Source organism: Maritimimonas rapanae, assembly GCF_057837205.1.
This window is the reverse complement of record NZ_JBYQFI010000002.1, coordinates 603,482-623,462: the sequence shown is the minus strand read 5'-3', so window position 1 is coordinate 623,462 and position 19,981 is coordinate 603,482. Positions and strand designations below refer to the sequence as shown.

Genomic DNA, 19,981 nt, shown 5'->3' with positions numbered 1-19,981 from the left:
ATCAAAACCCATACATTTGAATATGGAAACATTGGAAATACTCGCTTGCCAAAAAGATAAATTTAAATTACCCGAAGACATTACTTATTTTAATGGAGCTTCACGTTCTCCAATATTAAAAACAGTTGAAAAAATTGGTCATGAGTTGATTACAAAAGAAGCTTTACCTCACTTAATAAAATCTGAAGATTTTTTTACCCATACCGAAGAGCTTCGAAAGACTTTTGCAAAATTTATTGATGCTCCAAATTATCATAATACGGCTATTATTCCTTCTGCGTCTTACGGATTATCTACTGTTGCAAATAATATAAAGCTAAAAGCTGGTGATGAAGTTGTAGTTATAGACGAGCAATTTCCTAGTAATTATTATGTGTGGAAAAGATTAACAGATCAATATAACGCTAAGCTCATAACTGTAAAAGTTCCAATTGAATTCTCGAACAGAGGTAAACTTTGGAATGACAGTATCTTACAAGCAATTAATAAAAACACTGCGGTTGTAGCCATGGGCCCTTGTCATTGGGCAGATGGTACCATTTTCGATTTAAAACCAATTCGAGAAAAGACAACTCAAAATGATGCATTGCTTATTATAGACGGCTCTCAAAATATTGGAGCTGTACCATTTTCTGTTAAAAAGATTGAGCCTGATGCTTTAATTACAGTAGGTTATAAATGGTTACTAGGTTTATACTCTATGGGAATGGCTTACTATTCTGATCGATTTAATGATGGTGTGCCTCTTGAGGAAAACTGGATTAATAGAAAGGGTAGCGAAGACTTTAGAAATTTGGTGAATTACCAAGATGAATACCAACCAAAAGCAGGTCGTTATAATATGGGTGAGCGTTCACAATTTATTGCTACCCCAATGATGACAAAAAGTATAGAGCAATTACAAGAATGGCAACCAAAAAACATACAACAATACTGTCATTCAATTTCTAAGTCTGCCATTGAAAAATTAAGAGAGCTAGACTGCTTTATTGAAGAAGATGCTTATCGAAGAAAACATTTATTTGGCGTTTATTTACCAGAACATGTTGATTTAGAAAAGCTCAAAACTACATTCTATAATAATAATGTATATGTTTCATTTCGTGGTAATGCCATTCGAATATCTTCGAATGTTTATAATGATAAGCAAGATTTTGAGAGATTGATTCAGTGTTTTAAGTAAATTTTTAATTACACCCCATAATATATAGTCATTAGAATAATTTGAGAAATGAGTAAAGAAATTGAAATAAATGAAAAAAGTTCTTTGCGAAAAAGAGCTGACGAAATAAAAAAACATAGGTGCAAAAATCTAATTGCCGTTCTAGAAGAGCCGAATATGATTAAAAATATCGGAACCGTAATTCGGAATATAAACGCGCTAGGAGTTGAAAAACTTTATGTTATCGACAGTCAAAACCGACTACCAGATGATTGGCAAGAAATGAGAGAAAGGCGTTCTTTAATTAAGCCTTCTGTTTCAGCAATTAAATGGAGTTTTGTTAAAACTTTTGAAAACACTCAAGAATGTATTGATCATTTAAACAATAATAGATTTACTTCAGTAGTTACTTCACCTCATATAAAAGGTAAAACCAATGTAATTTTACACGAAACAAACTTTACTCAAAAAAGACTTGCCGTTTGGTTTGGAAATGAATCACGTGGAATTAGTCAATTGGCAGTTGAAAATAGTGTCGCCTGCATTCAAATTGAAATGTTTGGGATTATTGAAAGTCTGAATTTGGGAACTTCTTCTGGAATTGTATTGTATGAAATAGCCAAACAACGAAGAGAATATCAAAGTAAAAACAAACGTGGGCAGAAACATGACCCTAAAGTAAAAGCAGAGTAAATAATTGGTGGTAACTACATAAGTAATTTAATCATTAAGTATATATTTGCCCAAAATTTTAACAATTGAGTAAACAAACCATTGTTTCTCTTTACGAACAATCGCCTAAAATAAAGCAGATTGTTCAACAACTTCAACAAGAAAACCAAAAGCTCCAACTACAGCATTTGGCAGGATCTTCATTGTCTTTTGTAATTTCAAGTAGCTTTAAACAGGTTGAAAAACCCTACTTATTAATATTTAATGATAAAGAGGAAGCGGCCTATTATTTAAACGATTTAGAACAATTATTAGGCGATAAAAATGTACTGTTTTATCCAGGCTCATATCGTAGACCTTATCAGATAGAAGAAACTGATAACGTCAATATTTTATTGCGTTCAGAAGTTTTAAATCGTATCAATTCACGCAAAAAACCAGCTGTTATTGTTACCTATCCTGATGCGTTGTTCGAAAAAGTTGTTACTAAAAGTGAACTAGAACGAAGCACATTAAAATTAAGTGTAGGTGAACAAATCTCACTCGATTTTGTAAACGAAGTATTGTTTGAGTACCAATTTAATCGTGTTGATTTTGTTACTGAACCTGGTGAATTTGCAGTTCGTGGTGGTATTATTGATGTGTTCTCTTTTTCTAACGAAGAGCCCTATAGAATCGAATTTTTTGGTGATGAAGTTGATAGTATACGAACTTTTGACATTGAAACTCAACTATCAACAGAAAAAGAAAAAAAGATTAGTATTCTACCAAATGTTGAGAATAAAAAACTACAAGAAAAGCGTGAGAGTTTTATAAAGTATATCACTAATAAAACAGTCATTTTTTCTAAAAATAGAGAGTTGCTTTTTGGTCGATTAGATAAATTATTTAATAAAGCTCAAGTGGCTTTTGTCGAAACAAAAGGTGAATTAAAATTATCTGAACCAGAAGCTTTATTCTGTAATAGTGACCTCATAAAGCAACAATTAGAAGAGTATAGCTTTGTAGAGATTGGAAACAGTCGTCATGCTGAACTTGTTTCAGCATCGCATGATGAGATTCCGAAACAAGTTCGGAATGACGTTCAAATTGAATTTAATGTTTCCCCTCAACCTTCTTTTAATAAACAATTCAATTTATTGATTGAAAATCTCAATGAAAATAATAAAAACGGCATAGAGAATTATCTGTTTTGCGCCAATGAAAAACAAGCACAACGTTTTCATGATATTTTTGATGATGTTGATGAAGATGTCACTTATAAAACCATTGTTTTTCCATTATATCAAGGATTTATTGATGCAGAACACAAAATTGCTTGCTATACAGACCATCAAATATTTGAACGTTATCATAAATTCAGATTAAAAAGTGGCTTTGCTAAAAAGCAATCTATTACTTTAAAAGAACTAAATAGTTTACAAATTGGTGATTATGTAACACATATCGATCATGGCATTGGTAGGTTTGGCGGACTCCAAAAAATTGATGTAGAAGGCAAAAAACAAGAAGCAATTAAGCTTATTTATGGAGATAGAGATGTACTCTACATTAGCATTCATTCACTCCATAAAATTTCTAAATATAACGGTAAAGATGGCAAGGTTCCTAAGTTGTTTAAACTAGGTTCTGGAGCTTGGAAAAAACTCAAACAAAAGACCAAAACTCGTGTAAAACAGATTGCATATGATTTAATTCAACTCTATGCTAAGCGTAAAATGCAAAAAGGGTATGCTTACAATCCTGATAGTTATATGCAATTGGAATTGGAGTCTAGTTTTATGTACGAAGATACCCCTGATCAATCTAAAGCAACTGCTGACGTAAAGCAAGATATGCAAAGTCAGCAGCCTATGGATAGGTTAGTTTGTGGGGATGTAGGTTTTGGGAAAACTGAGGTAGCCATCCGCGCAGCTTTTAAAGCAGTTGATAATGGAAAACAAGTAGCCATTTTAGTGCCAACTACCATTTTAGCATTTCAACACTTTAGAACTTTTAGTGAACGTTTAAAAAACTTTCCGGTAACAGTAGATTATTTAAATAGGTTTAGAACTACTAAACAGCGCAATGTGGTTATTGATGGATTAAAAAGTGGAGCCGTAGACATTGTGATTGGTACGCATCAATTGGTAAATAAAAATGTTAAATTCAAAGATTTAGGCTTATTGATTGTTGATGAAGAGCAAAAATTTGGTGTTTCTGTAAAAGATAAGTTAAAGACTATTAAAGAAAATGTTGATACATTAACCTTAACAGCAACACCAATACCAAGAACATTACAATTTTCGTTAATGGCAGCGCGTGATTTATCGGTTATTAATACGCCGCCACCAAATCGACATCCTGTTGAAACTAATATTATCCGCTTTAGCGAAGAAACCATTCGAGATGCTATTCAGTATGAAATCTCTCGTGGTGGTCAAGTCTTTTTTATTCATAATCGTATTGAAAATATTAAAGAAGTTGCTGGATTGATTCAACGTTTACTACCAGATGCAAAAGTAGGTATTGGTCATGGTCAAATGGAAGGGAAAAAGCTAGAGCAATTGATGCTTAGTTTTATGAATAATGAATTTGATGTCTTGATTTCTACCACTATTGTGGAAAGCGGTCTTGATGTGCCAAATGCCAATACTATCTTTATTAATAATGCAAACTATTTTGGCTTGTCTGATCTGCATCAAATGCGAGGACGCGTGGGTCGTTCTAATAAAAAAGCCTTCTGTTATTTTATTACGCCGCCATATCATATGATGACTGACGAAGCCAGAAAACGTATTCAAGCATTAGAATTATTTTCTGATCTAGGTAGCGGATTCAATATTGCAATGAAAGACTTAGAAATACGTGGTGCTGGTGATTTATTAGGTGGTGAACAAAGTGGGTTTATTAATGATATCGGTTTTGAAACCTATCAAAAAATATTGAATGAAGCTATTGATGAGTTGAAAGAAAATGAATTTAAAGACTTATATAAAAATGATGATGATACGCCTAAAACATTTGTAAAGGATACGCAAATAGATACAGATTTTGAGATTCTTTTCCCAGATGATTATATCAACTCTATAAAAGAACGTTTGAGTTTGTATAACGACCTTAGTGCTCTAAAGAATGAAGAAGAATTGATGACTTATGAATCTCAATTAATTGATCGATTTGGTGAATTACCAGTGCAAGCTCAAGATTTATTAAATAGTGTTCGATTAAAATGGATTGCTAAACAATTAGGTATAACTCGATTGATTTTAAAGAAAGGAAAGATGATCGGGTACTTTGTTTCTGATCAACAATCACCTTTTTACCAAAGTGAAATATTTACACGCATTTTAAAGTTTGTGCAGCATAATTCATCTATCTGTAAAATGAAAGAAAAAGAAACCAAATTAGGTTTACGTTTATTACTTTCTTTTGATAACATAAATTCTGTGGATAAGGCATTTGCTATTCTGAAAAAAATATTGACTTGAAAAATCAACATTTAAAACATCTTGTAGAGCTTAATTTAGCAATGCTATTTATTAGTACTTCAGGTGTTTTAGGTCGTTATATTTCAATGCCGCCACCAGTCACTATTTGGATTCGATGTTTATTGGCTATGGTTATACTTGGAATTTTTTGCTGGTATCAAAAAATAGGTTTAAAAATTACCAGCAAAAAAGACTGGAAAACAATTGCTTTAAGCGGTGTTTTTTTAGGTGCTCATTGGATAACTTATTTCCACAGTCTGCAATTATCTAATGTTGCAATTGCAATGCTTTCTTTATTTACATATCCAGTAATTACGGCCTTATTAGAGCCTGTTTTTTTCAATTCAAAGCTCAATAAAAAACACGTACTACTTGGCATTATCGTTTTGGTTGGCATCTATTTTTTAACTCCAGAGTTAAGCATAGAAAACAATTATACAAAAGGCATTCTTTTAGGTTTGCTCTCAGCTATTTTTTATGCTATTAGAAACATAATTCTTAAAAAGAAAATATCAACTTATAATGGTTCAATGTTGATGCTATATCAATTAATAACGCTTGTATTAGTTTTATCGCCAGTACTTTTTCTTTTTGAGGTGCAACCTAGTGTAAATGATTGGAAAGCACTAATTGTTTTGGCTTTACTTACTACTGCTATAGGGCATACTCTATTTGTAAAGAGTTTTAAAAATTTCTCAATATCGAGTGCAAGTATTATGAGTAGTATACAGCCTATATATGGTATTTTGCTAGGAGTGTTATTTTTAAGTGAAATACCCTCTTCTAAAACTATTATTGGTGGAGTTTTAATACTGTCTACTGTAATAATAGAAAGTATTCAATCGAGTAAAAACTGAATGACTTATTTTTTACAAAATCATCCTCGTAAAATCTAGAACTCAGATACTCGCAGTAAAGTTTTATCATCCTGTTGATAAGGCGTTAGAAACTTTATCAAAAATATAATCAAAGAATTATGATTAATAATAACTTTATCAATAAAAAAATGAAACTCAAGATATTGATAATAGCAAGTTTTCTAGTTTTAGGTTCTATAACTTGCTATGCGCAAAAAGAAAATGATAAGACCTTAGACAGTTTCTTTGATTCTTTTAAAGATGCTCCTGTAAAGACAGTAGAAAAATTATATACAGAAGCTTCAAATCTTAAAAACGCAAATCATTATAAGAAAAAAGAAACTACAGAAGAATTAAAAAAGATTCTTAGTAAATCAGGTGATTTTATAGATTATAAAATAGTTAATACACAAATTCTAAGTCCTCAAAAAAAAGAAGTTATTTGTTTAGTTAAATATGCTAACAAATCTTTTAATATTCTTTTTTTGCTTCACAATTTAAATGAAAATTGGTCAATACAAAATTTTAATATAGGTAAGGTTTATTTAGATCAGGTGAAAAAAAATCAAAATTTAATGAAAGGTTAATTAGGGTTTTTTCAAGATTTACCCTTTTACAAAATCTTCTTCTTGAAATCTAGGATTTGGATACGAATAAAAACCTTTACCGACCTTCTTCCCTAGCTCTCCTCTATCTGTATATTCTTTTAAAAGCTTAGAGAATCGTTTACTTTTTTCGTCTTTAAACACATGTACAACATGCCAAGCAGTATCTAAACCTATTTCGTCTAAAATGCCAAATGGCCCCATTGGCATTTTAAAATTACCCATCCAAGAACGATCTACATCTTCTATACTAGCAACATCAAAAGTTACTAGTGCTCCAGCTGCTCCAATTAGTGAAATTAACATTGCATTAAAAATATATCCAGGATTTTCTCTTTTAATAATCACTGGTGTTTGCTGAATACTTTCGCCATATTCTTTTAAAAGTGGAATAATCCACGACTCAGTTTTAGGATTCGGCATTATATCTACCACATTGGCATAAAAAACATCGTGAAAATGCAAGGCGCAAAATAAATGTGGTCGGCCTGTTTCTTCTGCGAAGAGTGATGGCAATAATGATGAAGTATTGGTAGTAAAAATAGTATCACTTGGGCATAATTCACCAAATTGAGCCCATACTTTTTTCTTTAATTCTAAATCTTCAGTTACAGATTCACTAACTAAATTTGCATTTTTAGCTGCTAGTTTAGCATCTGTTGTAAATGTTTGATTTGCTAATGCTTTTTCTGATTGTTCTTTAGTTATAGTCTCATTCTTAATCAAAAATTTTATTAAGTCTAACTGTATTTTTTTTGCCTGTTCAAAGGCTTCTTCCCGTATATCATATACTATTACTTTATAACCATTTAAGGCATTTGCTAACGCTATGCGTAGCCCTAAAGTACCGCTACCTAAAACGAGTATGTTTCTAATATCCTTTAATTCCTTCATATCTATATTTTTTTGTCATTCCGCACTTGATGCGGAATCCAGAAAATTCAAAAAAAAGATTCCTGCCTTTACAGGAATGACAAATGTTTAATAAAAATTATTGATTCGATTAAATTTAATAGCATTTTTAGCATTACTCCCACATGCCTTCACAATATGTATTAGCATTGCAAAACGTTCGTCTTTGGTAAATCCTTTCTTATAGCGAGCATAAATTTGCTGAGCAATCACACCTAGTTTAAAGCATCCGAACACATAATAAAATAAAATATCCTCTACTTTGATGCTTCTCATTTCAGCATATTTTTCAATAACTTCTTGTCGCGTTAAATTACCTTCAGGCCATGTTAAATTATATGCTTGCAAAGCGGGGTGATCTTTTGCTTCTACCCAATAGGCTAATGAAGTTCCTAAATCCATTAAAGGGTTACCAACGGTAGCCATTTCCCAGTCTAAAACAGCTTTAATTTGTAATGAATCAGCATCTAGAACTAAATTATCATACTTATAATCATTGTGAATAAAAGAAGTTCCTTCATGTTCAGGCATATTATTTTGCATCCATTCTACCGCCTCATTCATCGATTTTATTTCATCCGCTTCAGCTTTAAAATAACGTTTCGTCCAGCCTTCTACTTGCCGTTGTACATAACCTTCTGGTTTTCCTAAAGAAATTAAATTAGATTTTTCTAATTCAAGATCATGTAGATCAACTAAATTTTCAATAGTTTGATTTGATAGTTTCTGAAAATGGTTCGGAGTTAAATCTAATCCTTTAGGTATTCGGTTTCTTAAGATCATTCCTTTTACACGTTCCATTAAGTAAAAAGATGATCCTAAAACTGAATCGTCTTCACAATAAACAATTGGTTTTGGAATTTTAGCATAAACAGGCTCTAATAAACTCAATACATTAAACTCTCTGCTCATATCATGAGCAGATTTTATATTGGCACCAAAAGGTGGTTTACGCAACACATATTCGCTAGAACCAGAGGTAATTAAATAGGTAAGATTAGAGAAACCTCCTGGAAACTGCTTTACGTTGATGCTTTCTTTAAAACCAGATAGTTTTTCTTTTAAATAAGCACTTAGTTTTGCTATATCGAGTTCTTCACCTTTACGGATTTCAGTAGCCTTATCGATAGTATTGCTCATCTACTTTTTTGTGTTTAATCCGTAATCCTTTAAAATCTGTCTAGCTAATGTAGATTTGTGGACTTCGTCTGGGCCATCATAAATTCTAGCGCCTCGCTCATGTCGATACCAGAACGATAAAATGGTATCGTCTGTAATTCCTAAAGCGCCATGCACTTGAATTGCTCTATCTAGCACTTTCATTAGAACATTGGCAACATAGAACTTAATAGTAGAAATTTCTAATCGTGTAGCTTTGGTACCAACTTTATCTATTTTTTGAGCAGTATGCAACACCATGCATCTTGAAGCATTTATTTCTGCTCTGCTCTCGGCAATCCAATTTTGAATGGTTTGTTTGTCGCCTAACATAGTACCATTTCCTAAGTCTCTAGTTGCTGCTCTAGAACACATCATATCAAAAGCGCGTTCGCAAATACCAATCCAACGCATACAATGATGGATTCTCCCAGGTCCTAAGCGCTGTTGAGCTAATAAAAAACCATCTCCTTCGTTACCAATTAGGTTTGTAATTGGTACTTTACATTTTTTATATTCGATTTCTGCATGGCTAAAATAGGTGTCATTAGTTTCACCCATAATGGAGATATTCCGTTTTAAGTGAAAACCTTCGGTATCAGCCGGCACCACGATCATGCTCGCTTTTTGGTATTTATTTTCAGCGTCTATATTTGTATTTGCCATTACAATCGCAAAAGATGCTCCATCAGCAGAAGTAGTAAACCATTTGGTGCCATTAATAATATAATTATTACCTTCTTTAACTGCGGTGGTACCCATATTGACAGGATTAGAACCTGCAAAATCTGGTTCAGTCATTGAGAAACAACTTCTAGTCTTACCTTTTAACAAGGGTTTTAAATAAGTTTCTTTAATATGGTCTGAAGCATAGCCTAATAACAATTCTTGATTGCCAATATCTGGCGCATTACAATTAAAACAATAATGTCCGTAAGGCGATTGACCTAATAATTCACTTATTTGACCAAACTCAACAAGATTGAAACCTAACCCTCCGTGGGGTTCTGATAAATGTGGATTCCACAAACCTCTTTCTTTAACTAGTGTGCGAATTTTTGCTAATTCTGGTTCAACCTTACTGAATGGTAAGTGCAAATATTTTTGTTCTAACGGGAATAAGTTTTCTTCTAAAATAGTTTTAACCTTAGGTAAAAATTGCTCTAATTTCTTAGAAGAAAATATATTCATAATCGATAATTTTAAAAGTGAGGATTACAAATATAACGAAAAGGAATCTCTAAAAACTAGTTGTAATCTATGTCACAGCCAGCTTACGAATCATAGTTGACAACAATCTCGGGAAGAACCGTTTTACATATACAGATAGTTTTTCTAAAAATCCACCAATAACAACTTCTTGTTTCTTTCTGTCAATAGCTTTTAGCATTTTTTTAGCGAAATAATCTGGTGCTAAACCATTGGCGGTTTTTTTATCCATACTATTTTGCGGCGTACCGTCTTCAGTTAAGGCATTCATAGAAACATTCGTGTTTACATAACCAGGGCATACTAAAGTGATGGCAATATTATCTTTATGAACTTCTGCACGCAAACTATCAAAAAAACCATGCAATGCATGCTTTGATGCTGCATAACTAGATCGTAGCGGTGTTCCTAACTTACCAACTACAGAAGTCACTACCACAATTTGTCCTTCTTTTCTGGCAACAAAATACGGTAACAGTGCTTTGGTTAAAGCCACAGTGCCAAAGTAGTTAGTTTTAAAAATGCGTATGTCGATGGTTATTCCTGTATCAATAGCTAAAGATCGTTGACTGATACCCCCGTTATTTATTAAAACATCAATTTCTCCAAAAAGGGAAATTGCTTCTTTTACCAGTTTATCTAATTTTTTATAATCGTCAAGGTCAACTTGTAAAATCTTTGTTTTATCAGGATGTTTACACAATAGTCGAACCTCTTCTAGCTTCTCAATATTTCGTGAAGAAATAATCACCTTTGCACCTTGATTTGACAACTCTAACGCGGTTGCTTTACCTATACCCGAAGAAGCTCCGGTTAACCAAACAACTTTGTCTTTAAAACTCATAAAATTCGATTTTAAACAAATGTACTTAATTGATTTAAAACTGTATTTTTGGTTCGGTTTTTGTAAATCTGTAACTATGATTAAAAATTTATTCTGTCTTTTTGTTTTCACAGCATTTCTTAGTAATGCACAACACACTATTAAGGGTGAAATGCACCCAGCTGAAAATTATCCTTGGATGCTATTGTACAAATTACAAGGTTCTAAGCAAGATTTTGTGGCTTATGATTCTATAAAAGATGGAAAGTTTCAAATAACAGTTCCTAAAAATGCAACTAGTGGAGTTTATAGATTGGTATATGATAATCAAAACCAATTATTTGTAGATGTAATTTATGATAAGGAAGATATCGAATTCAACTTTCATCCGAAACATCCTAATAATCTGGTACAGTTTTCCAAATCTAAAAACAACAAGTTATACTACAATTATCTTAGGGCAATTACGAAGCCTCAACAACAGTTAGACTCGTTGCAAGTAGATTATTTTAAGCCAGATGCAAACGGTGCTATTTCTATTTTGTATAAAAAAAAATACGATCGGCTTAAGACCATTCAAAGTCATTTTGAAAATATAGCAAAAGGCAAATTAGCATACCATTTTATAAAAGCGAGTGCCAGATATAATAACGATACATTAATTAAGCTACCATCAGATTATTTAAAAACTACACAAGAACATTTTTTCGACAATATAGATTTTAATAGTACTGAGTTAGAAAATTCTACATTTAAACATGATAAGATCAATGATTTTATCTTTTATCTGAATAGTACCGATGACTCGGAAACACAAACAAAACTGCGAAAAGTAGCCGTAGATCAAGTATTAGAAAAAATTAAGACAAACACGGCGTTCTCTAAGGATGTACAGGAAAGTTTATTATACAATTTTGCACAGCAACAAGATGTGGTAATGACCAATTATATTATTAATCATTATTTACAATTACCGAAAGAACTGCAAGATGCTTCATTTATTAATGATGTAAAAGGGCAATTACGAACAGCTATCGGCAATATAGCACCCAATATTTTATGGGATGAAAATGGCGAACAAAAAACATTGCATAAATTATATGGTTCAACTAATTATTTGGTGCTGTTTTGGAGTTCTGGCTGCTCACATTGTTTAAAAGAATTACCTCAACTAAAAGAGTATTTAAAAGATAAGCCTACAATTCATGTGGTAGCAGTTGGGCTGGAAGATGAGCAAAGTACCACAAACTGGCAAAAAGAAATTGCTAAATACCCAAATTGGACACACGTTTATGGCAAAGACAAATGGAAAAATCGTTTTGCCAACGAATATGGAGTTAATGCTACACCTTCTTTTTACTTTTTAGATTCAAAAAAGAAGATTTTGGCTAAACCAGATGATGTGAAAAAATTAAAAGTTTTTTATAGTGAATCTGAATAAGTTAAATACTCTGTAAATACTTTTCGGCTTCTTTTAGTTCAGGCCTATTGCTATTAACCCCTTTTGCAAGGTCGAGTAACGCTTTATAATATTTTTCAGCTTTTTCTCTATTGTTAGTCTTTTGTGAGGCAATGGCTGCTCCATACAAACCATTAAATCTATTAGGGTGTCCTTTTAAATTAACTTCATAAGCATCTAAAGCTTCTTTTGGTTTATTTAAAGCTAATAATATATCACCTAAAAGTTCATCAGCTGGTAACACTTCTCCTGGTGTTACTGGGTGCTTACTAGTTTTACTTTCTAAGTCAGCTGCTTTCTTCATTAATCTAAGTGCTTCATCGTTATTTCCTTTTGCTAATTCAACCCAAGCATGTGCTGCATTTACTTGAACTTCAACCTGATCGGCTTTATAAATTTCCTTTGCCTCCAACAAGTTCTTATGTAACGCTTGTAATGTTTGCAATTCAGTTTCTGCGGATTTTACATCTCCTACATGAGAATAGCCTAATGATTTACCAAAATGTAACATCGCTGTTTGCCAGTGTAATTTTTCCCATGGAAAATTTATTGATGGGAATTTAAGATTTGAAGCAGCTTTCCAGTTTTTATTTTCCAAAACCATCCTTACAGGCATTGCAGTCAATGCATAAGTGGCAGCAAAATCATTTTTAGGGAAAACATCTTTTACGGCTTGCATTTCATTTAAATATTCTGTTGCTTTTTGATTGTTACCCATTTGTAAATGAGCATATACTAAATAATCAACCGCATGTATCTCTGCTGCCCAATTTGCGTCTGGATTTACACTCTCTGCATAACAAATAGCAGACGAGGCTGAATTTATATTGGTATCAATAGATTCTTGCCAAAGCCCTAGTCTTGTGAAAATATGAGAAGGCATATGTTGAGCATGCGCTGAAGCTGGAGCTATGATAGCATAACGCCTTGCCGTTTTTAATGCTTTTTCTGCGAGTTCAGGATAGTCATAGTTATGAATTATATAGTGTGCTATCCCTGGATGATTAGGCTGTTTAATAAAAAGATCTTCGAGTATTTTTCCAGATTTTTTTTGTTTTACATATTCTTTATCTTTTGGATCAGCAGCAGCACGAATTGCCAATGCATAAAACACAGCTGCTTCAGTATCATCTTTGTATTTATTGTAAAGTTCTTCCATTTTTTTTTCATACAATAATTTTCTGGTTGCTAAGTCTTTCGTATCCCAATCCTTATAAAATATACTTATTGCATCTATATAATCTTTTTCTTTACCAGAAGTTGGTAATTTCTTTGCTATTTCTAATAGTTTTTTTCCTTTTTCTAGGTAGCTTAAATCAGATTGCATCCAAAGAGAATGGAAAATGCTCATTGATACTCCCCAATAGGCCATTGCACAATTTGGATCTGCATCAATTACCTTTACAAAAGCTTTTTCTGCTTCAGCATATTCGAAAGAATGTAATAGTGACAATGCTAAATCGAATGTAGCACGCGTTTCATAGTTGCAGGAAAGTGAGAAATCTACTTCTCCAAATTCTTCTGTATCACACAATAAGAGTTCTCCTCTCAATAAATCAAGAGAAGCTAACTCAGGAAAAGGTTTAGGTTTATCTTTTTTACAAGCTACAGTCAATAAAATAATAAGTGCAGCAAAAACGGAAGGGATTTTAAATAGTCTCATTTTCAGCTAGTTTAGCCCTAAATTTACAAATAAATAAGGTTTGCGAAAGGTAAAATGTGTACTTAGTTATTAATTACGTGTATTAGGAACCATAAACTGAATTAGTTTTAGATAATGAGACCCTGAAACAAGTTCAGGGTGACACTCTGAGTCAAAAATGCAAAAAAGCATCTTCTAAGTGCTCAATAGAGAAATTGCTACTCTCTTTTACAATTGCTATAATATCAAAGCGAACATCTACATCTAAGTCTTTAGATATTACATATTCATCAATTGCAGAAACTAGCAATTTTATTTTTTTAGGGTTTACAAAATCTTGTGGATTGCCAAAATCTGTTGTAGAACGTGTTTTTACTTCTACAACAGCCAATATATTTTCTTTTTTCGCAATAATATCTACTTCTGCTTTTTGATAGCGCCAATTTTTATCTAAAATAGTATAGCCTTTACTTTCTAAATGTTTTAAAGCTAACTCTTCGCCTTTTTTACCAAGTTCGTTGTGTTGCGCCACTAATTCTTAAACTTAACAATGGTTTTATTTTCACGGACTTTTAAAGAGATTTCTCTACCTAGAATCAAAGCTCTATTATCACGAATATGCCCAGCAGGGAAATCAAAAACTACTGGAAAATCATATTCTTCTACTACATCCAAAATTATTTGCTCTACGGGTTTACCAAACTCAACATCATTCTCACGAACATTAGTAATTCCGCCAACCAGTAAACCATAACAATTGTCGAAATATCCGTTTCGCTTTAAGTTACGCATCATTCTGTCTATGTGATATGCGTATTCACCTAAATCTTCAACAAACAAGATCTTGCCATCTGTTTTTAATGAAGTTTCAGAACCTAAAACACTATATAAAATGGAAAGATTTCCTCCTATTAATTGTCCTTTAGCTTTTCCTTTTTTATTGAATTTTGAACTTTCAAATTCATATTCGATTTCTTCACCAAACAACGCTTTTCGTAATGATTCTTGAGATGCCTGTTGCTCTTCATTACCCAACTTTAATGTAGATGGCATCAATGCATGTAATGATTCTCCTCCTCTATTATGAATTGCATTGTGTAAAACTGTAACATCAGAAAAACCAACTATCCATTTCGGGTTCTTTTCATAATTAGAAAAATTTAACTGATCTACAATACGAACAGTTCCATATCCGCCTCGCGCGCACCAAATTGCCTTAATTGAAGGATCGTCTAGTGCATTTTGAAAATCTTCTACACGTTCTTCATCTGTACCTGCAAAATGCCCGTTAGACTTGAATAAATTTTTGCCAAGCTTGGCATTTAATCCCCAACTTTTTAGAAGTTCAATTCCGTTATCTATAAAGGTAGAATCAGAAACAATTCCAGCTGTAGCCAAGATCATCACAGTGTCACCTTTTTGTAAATATGGAGCTTGCATAAGCGGCGAATTAATAATTTTTGCTTTTCTACTTTGCGAAAAGCAAAGTGTTAGGTTAAACACAAGCATTACAATGAAAAAAATTCTATAAAATTTGAGTTTCATCATTATGCTACTTTTTGTAAAAATACATTTTTATCTATAAACGCACTTAACACCAAATAAGTATTAAAACAGCTGTAATAAATCACTTCTTTTTCGCTATTCTTCGTTAAAAAATTTAACCGTAGCTAATGCTATGCTGAAAAAAAATTGCCTAGACTATCAAAAAAATATTCCAATTTCTTTATTACCATTTCAAAACTCATTTGGTGTAGCACCTTTTTCTTACTTTTGCCCTTACAATTTTTGAATATGACAACACCGAAAAGATATACCATTACAGCTGCGTTACCATATACTAATGGCCCTATACATATTGGGCATTTAGCTGGGGTTTATGTGCCTGCAGATATTTATGCACGTTATTTACGGTTAACCGGAAAAGATGTTATCTACATCTGTGGAAGTGATGAACATGGTGTTGCTATACCTATGCGTGCTAAAAAGGAAGGTGTATCACCTAAAGAAATTATTGACAAGTACCATGGTATTATTAAAAAGTCATTTGAAGATTTCGGGATATCGTTCGATAATTATTCGCGTACTTCAGCAAAAGTGCATCATGAAACTGCTTCTGAACTCTTTAAAAAAATGTATGAAAATGGGCAGTTTGTAGAAGAAACCAATCAACAATTATATGATGCCGAAGCAGATCAATTTTTAGCAGATCGCTTTGTAGTGGGAACTTGCCCTAAATGCGGATTTGAAGAAAGTTATGGTGATCAATGTGAAAACTGTGGTACCAGTCATAATGCTACAGATTTAATTAATCCAAAATCTGCTATTACAGGGAATGTTCCTTCATTAAAAGAAACCAAGCATTGGTTTTTACCTTTAGATCAATATGAAGGATTTTTAAAAGAATGGATTTTAGAAGGTCATAAAAATGATTGGAAACCAAATGTATACGGGCAATGCAAGTCTTGGATAGATGACGGATTAAAACCCAGAGCAGTTACGCGTGATTTAGATTGGGGAATTCCTGTTCCGGTAGAGGGTGGAGAAGGCAAAGTATTGTATGTATGGTTTGATGCGCCTATTGGTTATATCTCAGCAACCAAAGAATGGGCGGAGCGAGAAGGCAAAGATTGGAAACCTTATTGGAAAGATAAAGACACCAAATTATTACACTTTATTGGTAAGGATAATATTGTGTTTCATTGTATTATCTTCCCAAGTATGTTAAAGGCAGATGGTACTTATGTGTTACCCGATAATGTGCCTGCCAATGAGTTTTTAAACCTAGAAGGAAATAAATTATCTACATCTAAAAACTGGGCTGTTTGGTTACATGAATATTTAGAAGAATTTCCAGATAAGCAAGATGTATTACGTTACACCTTAACAGCAAATGCACCTGAAACTAAAGATAATGACTTTACCTGGAAAGATTTTCAAGCTAGAAATAACAATGAATTGGTTGCTATTTTTGGAAATTTTATCAATCGTGTAGTAGTATTAACCAATAAATATTACAATGGTGTTGTGCCTGCAGCAAATGAGTTTTCTCAAGTTGATGATAAAACATTAGAACAGCTTAGAAAATATCCTCAAATTATTTCTAAATCCATAGAACGCTATCGTTTTAGAGAAGCATTAAATGAATTAATGAATCTCGCACGTTTAGGAAATAAATATTTGGCTGATGAAGAACCTTGGAAAGTAATTAAAGAAGATGAAGAACGCGTAAAAACCATCATGAGTATTGCACTACAAATTGCATCTGGCTTAGCTGTTTTATCTGAACCTTTTTTACCATTTACATCCAAGAAATTAAAATCTATTCTAAACTTAGAAAATAGATTGAGTTGGTCAGGTGTTTCCGAAAATAGAGAGTTAATTGCTTCTAATCACCAAATTGGTAAAGCAGAATTACTTTTTACAAAAATTGAAGATGCTGAGATTCAAAAACAATTAGACAAGCTAGAAGCTTCTAAAAAAGCGAATGAGCAGGCAGCAAAAACTGTAGAACCACAAAAAGACACCATCGAATTTGACGATTTTACCAAATTAGATATTCGTGTAGGTACGATCTTAGAAGCCGAAAAAGTTGCCAAAACTAAAAAGTTACTTCAATTAAAAGTAGATGTAGGTATAGATACACGCACTATTGTTTCTGGTATAGCCGAAAGCTTTTCACCTGAAGAAATTATTGGGCAGCAAGTAACTGTATTATGTAATTTAGTTCCTAGAAAAATTAGAGGAGTAGAAAGTCAGGGTATGATTCTAATGACTGATACACCAGATGGAAAACTAGCTTTTGTAGAGGCTGAAAGAGCTGTTACTAATGGGGAGCAAGTAAGTTAGAATGATTCAATTTATAATCTCCAAAACCAATTTCCCTGAAAAATCAATTCAAAATACCATTGAATTATTAAATGAAGATTGTACTATTCCGTTTATTGCTCGATATAGAAAAGAGAGAACAGGCAATTTAGATGAAGTACAGATTGGTGACATTGTTAAATACAAAGAACAATTTGAAGCTCTTGAAAAACGTAAAGAAGCCATTTTAAAAGCATTGGAAGAACAAGACGTTCTAACTGATGAGCTTAAGCAAAATATTAGCAAATGTTCTGATCTTACATCTTTAGAAGACCTCTACTTACCTTATAAAAAGAAACGTAAGACCAAAGCTGAAACAGCTCGTAACAATGGTTTAGAGCCTTTGGCAAAAATTATTATGGCTCAAAACGCGAATGATATTGAGTCTATCGCTTTTAGATATGTAAAAGGAGAAGTTATATCTGTTGAAGACGCTTTACAAGGAGCTCGTTATATTATTGCAGAATGGATTAACGAACGAACAGATATTCGAAATAATATTCGCTATCATTTAGAACGTTTTGCAACCATATCTACAAAAGCGATCAAATCGAAAATAAATGACGAAAAAGCTCAAAAATTTAAAGACTATTTTGACTGGAATGAGTCACTAAATAGAATTCCATCACATCGCTTATTAGCTATTCTACGAGCAGAAAACGAAGGGTTTATTCGTGTAAAAATTGAGATTGATAATGAAAGAGCTTTAACAAAGATTGAAGATAGAATTATCAGATCAAATAACGAATGTTCTAAACAGATTCAGATAGCAATAGAAGATGCTTATAAGCGCTTGTTATTCCCAGCTTTATCAAATGAAGCCTTGTCTATTGCAAAAGAAAAAGCTGATGAAGCGGCCATTACTGTTTTTGCTAAAAACCTAAAGCAATTATTGTTAGGTTCTCCTTTGGGTGAAAAACGAATTTTAGCTATAGATCCAGGATTTAGAACTGGCTGTAAAGTGGTTTGTTTAGATGCACAAGGCGGATTAGTTTATAATGAAACCATCTTTCCGCATCCTCCAAAAAATGATCAGAAAGGAGCTATAAAAAAAATTAGTTCTTTAGTTGATGCCTATAAAATTGAAGCGATTGCCATCGGAAATGGAACAGCTTCAAGAGAAACTGAACATTTAGTTAAAAGAATTCACTTTAAAAACGAGGTCCAGGTATTTGTAGTGAGTGAAGCTGGTGCATCTATTTATTCAGCTTCCAAAATTGCTCGTGATGAATTCCCTAATTATGATGTAACCGTTCGAGGCGCTGTGTCTATTGGCCGACGTTTAGCTGATCCGCTTGCTGAATTGGTGAAAATTGATGCAAAGTCTATTGGTGTAGGGCAATATCAGCACGATGTTGACCAAAACAAATTGAAGAAATCACTAGATACCGTAGTAGAAAGTTGTGTAAATACCGTTGGTGTTAATATCAACACGGCTAGTGAACCTCTCTTGAGTTATGTCTCTGGCATTGGCCCAAAACTTGCTGAAAATATTGTAAATCATCGAAATATAAATGGTGCTTTTACTTCTAGAGCATCAATTAAAAAAGTGACTCGCTTAGGCGGAAAAGCTTTTGAACAAGGAGCTGGATTTCTACGAATTAAAAACGCTAAGAATCCATTAGATGATTCTGCTGTGCATCCAGAAAGTTATCCTATTGTTGAGCAAATGGCAAAGGATAAAAATATCTCTGTTTCCGATTTAATCGGGAATTCAGCCATTCTTCAAAAAATAAATCTTGAAAAATATTGTACTGAAACGATCGGCTTACCAACTTTAGAAGACATAATTAAAGAGCTAGAAAAACCAGGATTAGACCCGAGAGAAAAAGCAAAAGTATTCACATTTGACCAAAATATTAAAACCATTAATGACTTGCGTGAAGGTCAGTTATTGCCAGGTATTATAAATAATATTACCAATTTTGGTTGTTTTGTAGATATTGGAATCAAAGAAAGTGGTTTAATACACGTTTCAAACTTATCAGATACTTTTGTAAAAGATGTAAATGAGCATGTAAACCTTCACCAACAAGTTATAGTTAAAGTCTTAGCTATCGATGTCCCGCGAAAGCGAATTCAGTTAAAGTTGCATAAATAAAAAAGCCTCCAATGCCGAATTGTACGGGAGGAGGCTTATATTTA

The 19,981-nt window shown here is 32.8% G+C and carries 15 protein-coding genes; 8 read left to right on the top strand and 7 right to left on the bottom strand.

What is annotated here, in order from left to right; genetic code table 11:
- Nucleotides 1-22: 22 nt before the first annotated feature.
- From AC3IF2_RS12880 to AC3IF2_RS12860, 5 genes are all read left to right on the top strand, one after another.
- Complete coding sequence (locus tag AC3IF2_RS12880; protein ID WP_489167905.1) at nucleotides 23-1,183, top strand: aminotransferase class V-fold PLP-dependent enzyme; 1,161 nt, start codon at nucleotides 23-25, stop codon at nucleotides 1,181-1,183.
- A gap of 48 nt (nucleotides 1,184-1,231) precedes the next feature.
- Nucleotides 1,232-1,855 (top strand): TrmH family RNA methyltransferase, encoded by a 624-nt coding sequence (locus AC3IF2_RS12875; protein WP_489167903.1) that lies wholly within the window; start codon nucleotides 1,232-1,234, stop codon nucleotides 1,853-1,855.
- A 65-nt stretch (nucleotides 1,856-1,920) separates the two neighbouring features.
- Nucleotides 1,921-5,304, top strand: a complete 3,384-nt coding sequence (mfd, locus tag AC3IF2_RS12870) for a transcription-repair coupling factor (RefSeq protein WP_489167901.1) — start codon at nucleotides 1,921-1,923, stop codon at nucleotides 5,302-5,304.
- Nucleotides 5,301-6,161, top strand: coding sequence for a DMT family transporter (locus AC3IF2_RS12865; protein WP_489167900.1), 861 nt, complete (start codon nucleotides 5,301-5,303; stop codon nucleotides 6,159-6,161). Before mfd ends, AC3IF2_RS12865 begins: the two co-directional genes overlap by 4 nt.
- A gap of 149 nt (nucleotides 6,162-6,310) precedes the next feature.
- Nucleotides 6,311-6,748: a hypothetical protein gene (locus AC3IF2_RS12860; protein WP_489167898.1), complete on the top strand. Its 438-nt coding sequence runs from the start codon at nucleotides 6,311-6,313 to the stop codon at nucleotides 6,746-6,748.
- Between the two features lie 18 nt (nucleotides 6,749-6,766).
- Here the strand turns inward: AC3IF2_RS12860 and AC3IF2_RS12855 are convergent, their stop codons facing one another.
- The 4 genes from AC3IF2_RS12855 to AC3IF2_RS12840 all read right to left on the bottom strand — a co-directional run bounded on the left by AC3IF2_RS12855 (nucleotide 6,767) and on the right by AC3IF2_RS12840 (nucleotide 10,889).
- Nucleotides 6,767-7,660, bottom strand: coding sequence for a 3-hydroxyacyl-CoA dehydrogenase (locus AC3IF2_RS12855; protein ID WP_489167897.1), 894 nt, complete (start codon nucleotides 7,658-7,660; stop codon nucleotides 6,767-6,769).
- An 87-nt stretch (nucleotides 7,661-7,747) separates the two neighbouring features.
- A complete protein-coding gene (locus tag AC3IF2_RS12850; protein ID WP_489167895.1) occupies nucleotides 7,748-8,818 on the bottom strand; it encodes a phosphotransferase family protein in 1,071 nt (356 codons plus the stop codon).
- Nucleotides 8,819-10,027, bottom strand: a complete 1,209-nt coding sequence (locus AC3IF2_RS12845; RefSeq protein ID WP_489167894.1) for an acyl-CoA dehydrogenase family protein — start codon at nucleotides 10,025-10,027, stop codon at nucleotides 8,819-8,821.
- Nucleotides 10,028-10,094: 67 nt separating this feature from the next.
- Entirely contained in the window at nucleotides 10,095-10,889 is a 795-nt protein-coding gene (locus AC3IF2_RS12840) for an SDR family oxidoreductase (RefSeq protein ID WP_489167892.1), read from the bottom strand.
- Nucleotides 10,890-10,965: 76 nt separating this feature from the next.
- Here AC3IF2_RS12840 and AC3IF2_RS12835 point away from each other — a divergent pair, with 76 nt between their 5' ends.
- The gene (locus tag AC3IF2_RS12835) at nucleotides 10,966-12,309 is read left to right on the top strand and encodes a thioredoxin-like domain-containing protein (protein WP_489167891.1); all 1,344 of its coding nucleotides are present in this window, start codon (nucleotides 10,966-10,968) and stop codon (nucleotides 12,307-12,309) included.
- A gap of 1 nt (nucleotide 12,310) precedes the next feature.
- On the opposite strand, the gene AC3IF2_RS12830 is transcribed toward AC3IF2_RS12835, so the two are convergent.
- From AC3IF2_RS12830 to AC3IF2_RS12820, 3 genes are all read right to left on the bottom strand, one after another.
- Complete coding sequence (locus AC3IF2_RS12830) at nucleotides 12,311-13,990, bottom strand: tetratricopeptide repeat protein (protein WP_489167889.1); 1,680 nt, start codon at nucleotides 13,988-13,990, stop codon at nucleotides 12,311-12,313.
- 151 nt (nucleotides 13,991-14,141) lie between these two features.
- Nucleotides 14,142-14,501: a YraN family protein gene (locus tag AC3IF2_RS12825; RefSeq protein WP_489167887.1), complete on the bottom strand. Its 360-nt coding sequence runs from the start codon at nucleotides 14,499-14,501 to the stop codon at nucleotides 14,142-14,144.
- Nucleotides 14,501-15,517 (bottom strand): S66 peptidase family protein, encoded by a 1,017-nt coding sequence (locus AC3IF2_RS12820; protein WP_489167885.1) that lies wholly within the window; start codon nucleotides 15,515-15,517, stop codon nucleotides 14,501-14,503. Before AC3IF2_RS12820 ends, AC3IF2_RS12825 begins: the two co-directional genes overlap by 1 nt.
- A 246-nt stretch (nucleotides 15,518-15,763) precedes the next feature.
- Between AC3IF2_RS12820 and metG the strand changes: the two genes are divergently transcribed.
- Both metG and AC3IF2_RS12810 read left to right on the top strand, forming a co-directional pair.
- Nucleotides 15,764-17,818 (top strand): methionine--tRNA ligase, encoded by a 2,055-nt coding sequence (gene metG, locus AC3IF2_RS12815; RefSeq protein ID WP_489167884.1) that lies wholly within the window; start codon nucleotides 15,764-15,766, stop codon nucleotides 17,816-17,818.
- A gap of 1 nt (nucleotide 17,819) precedes the next feature.
- Nucleotides 17,820-19,937, top strand: a complete 2,118-nt coding sequence (locus AC3IF2_RS12810; protein WP_489167881.1) for a Tex family protein — start codon at nucleotides 17,820-17,822, stop codon at nucleotides 19,935-19,937.
- Nucleotides 19,938-19,981 lie beyond the last annotated feature (44 nt).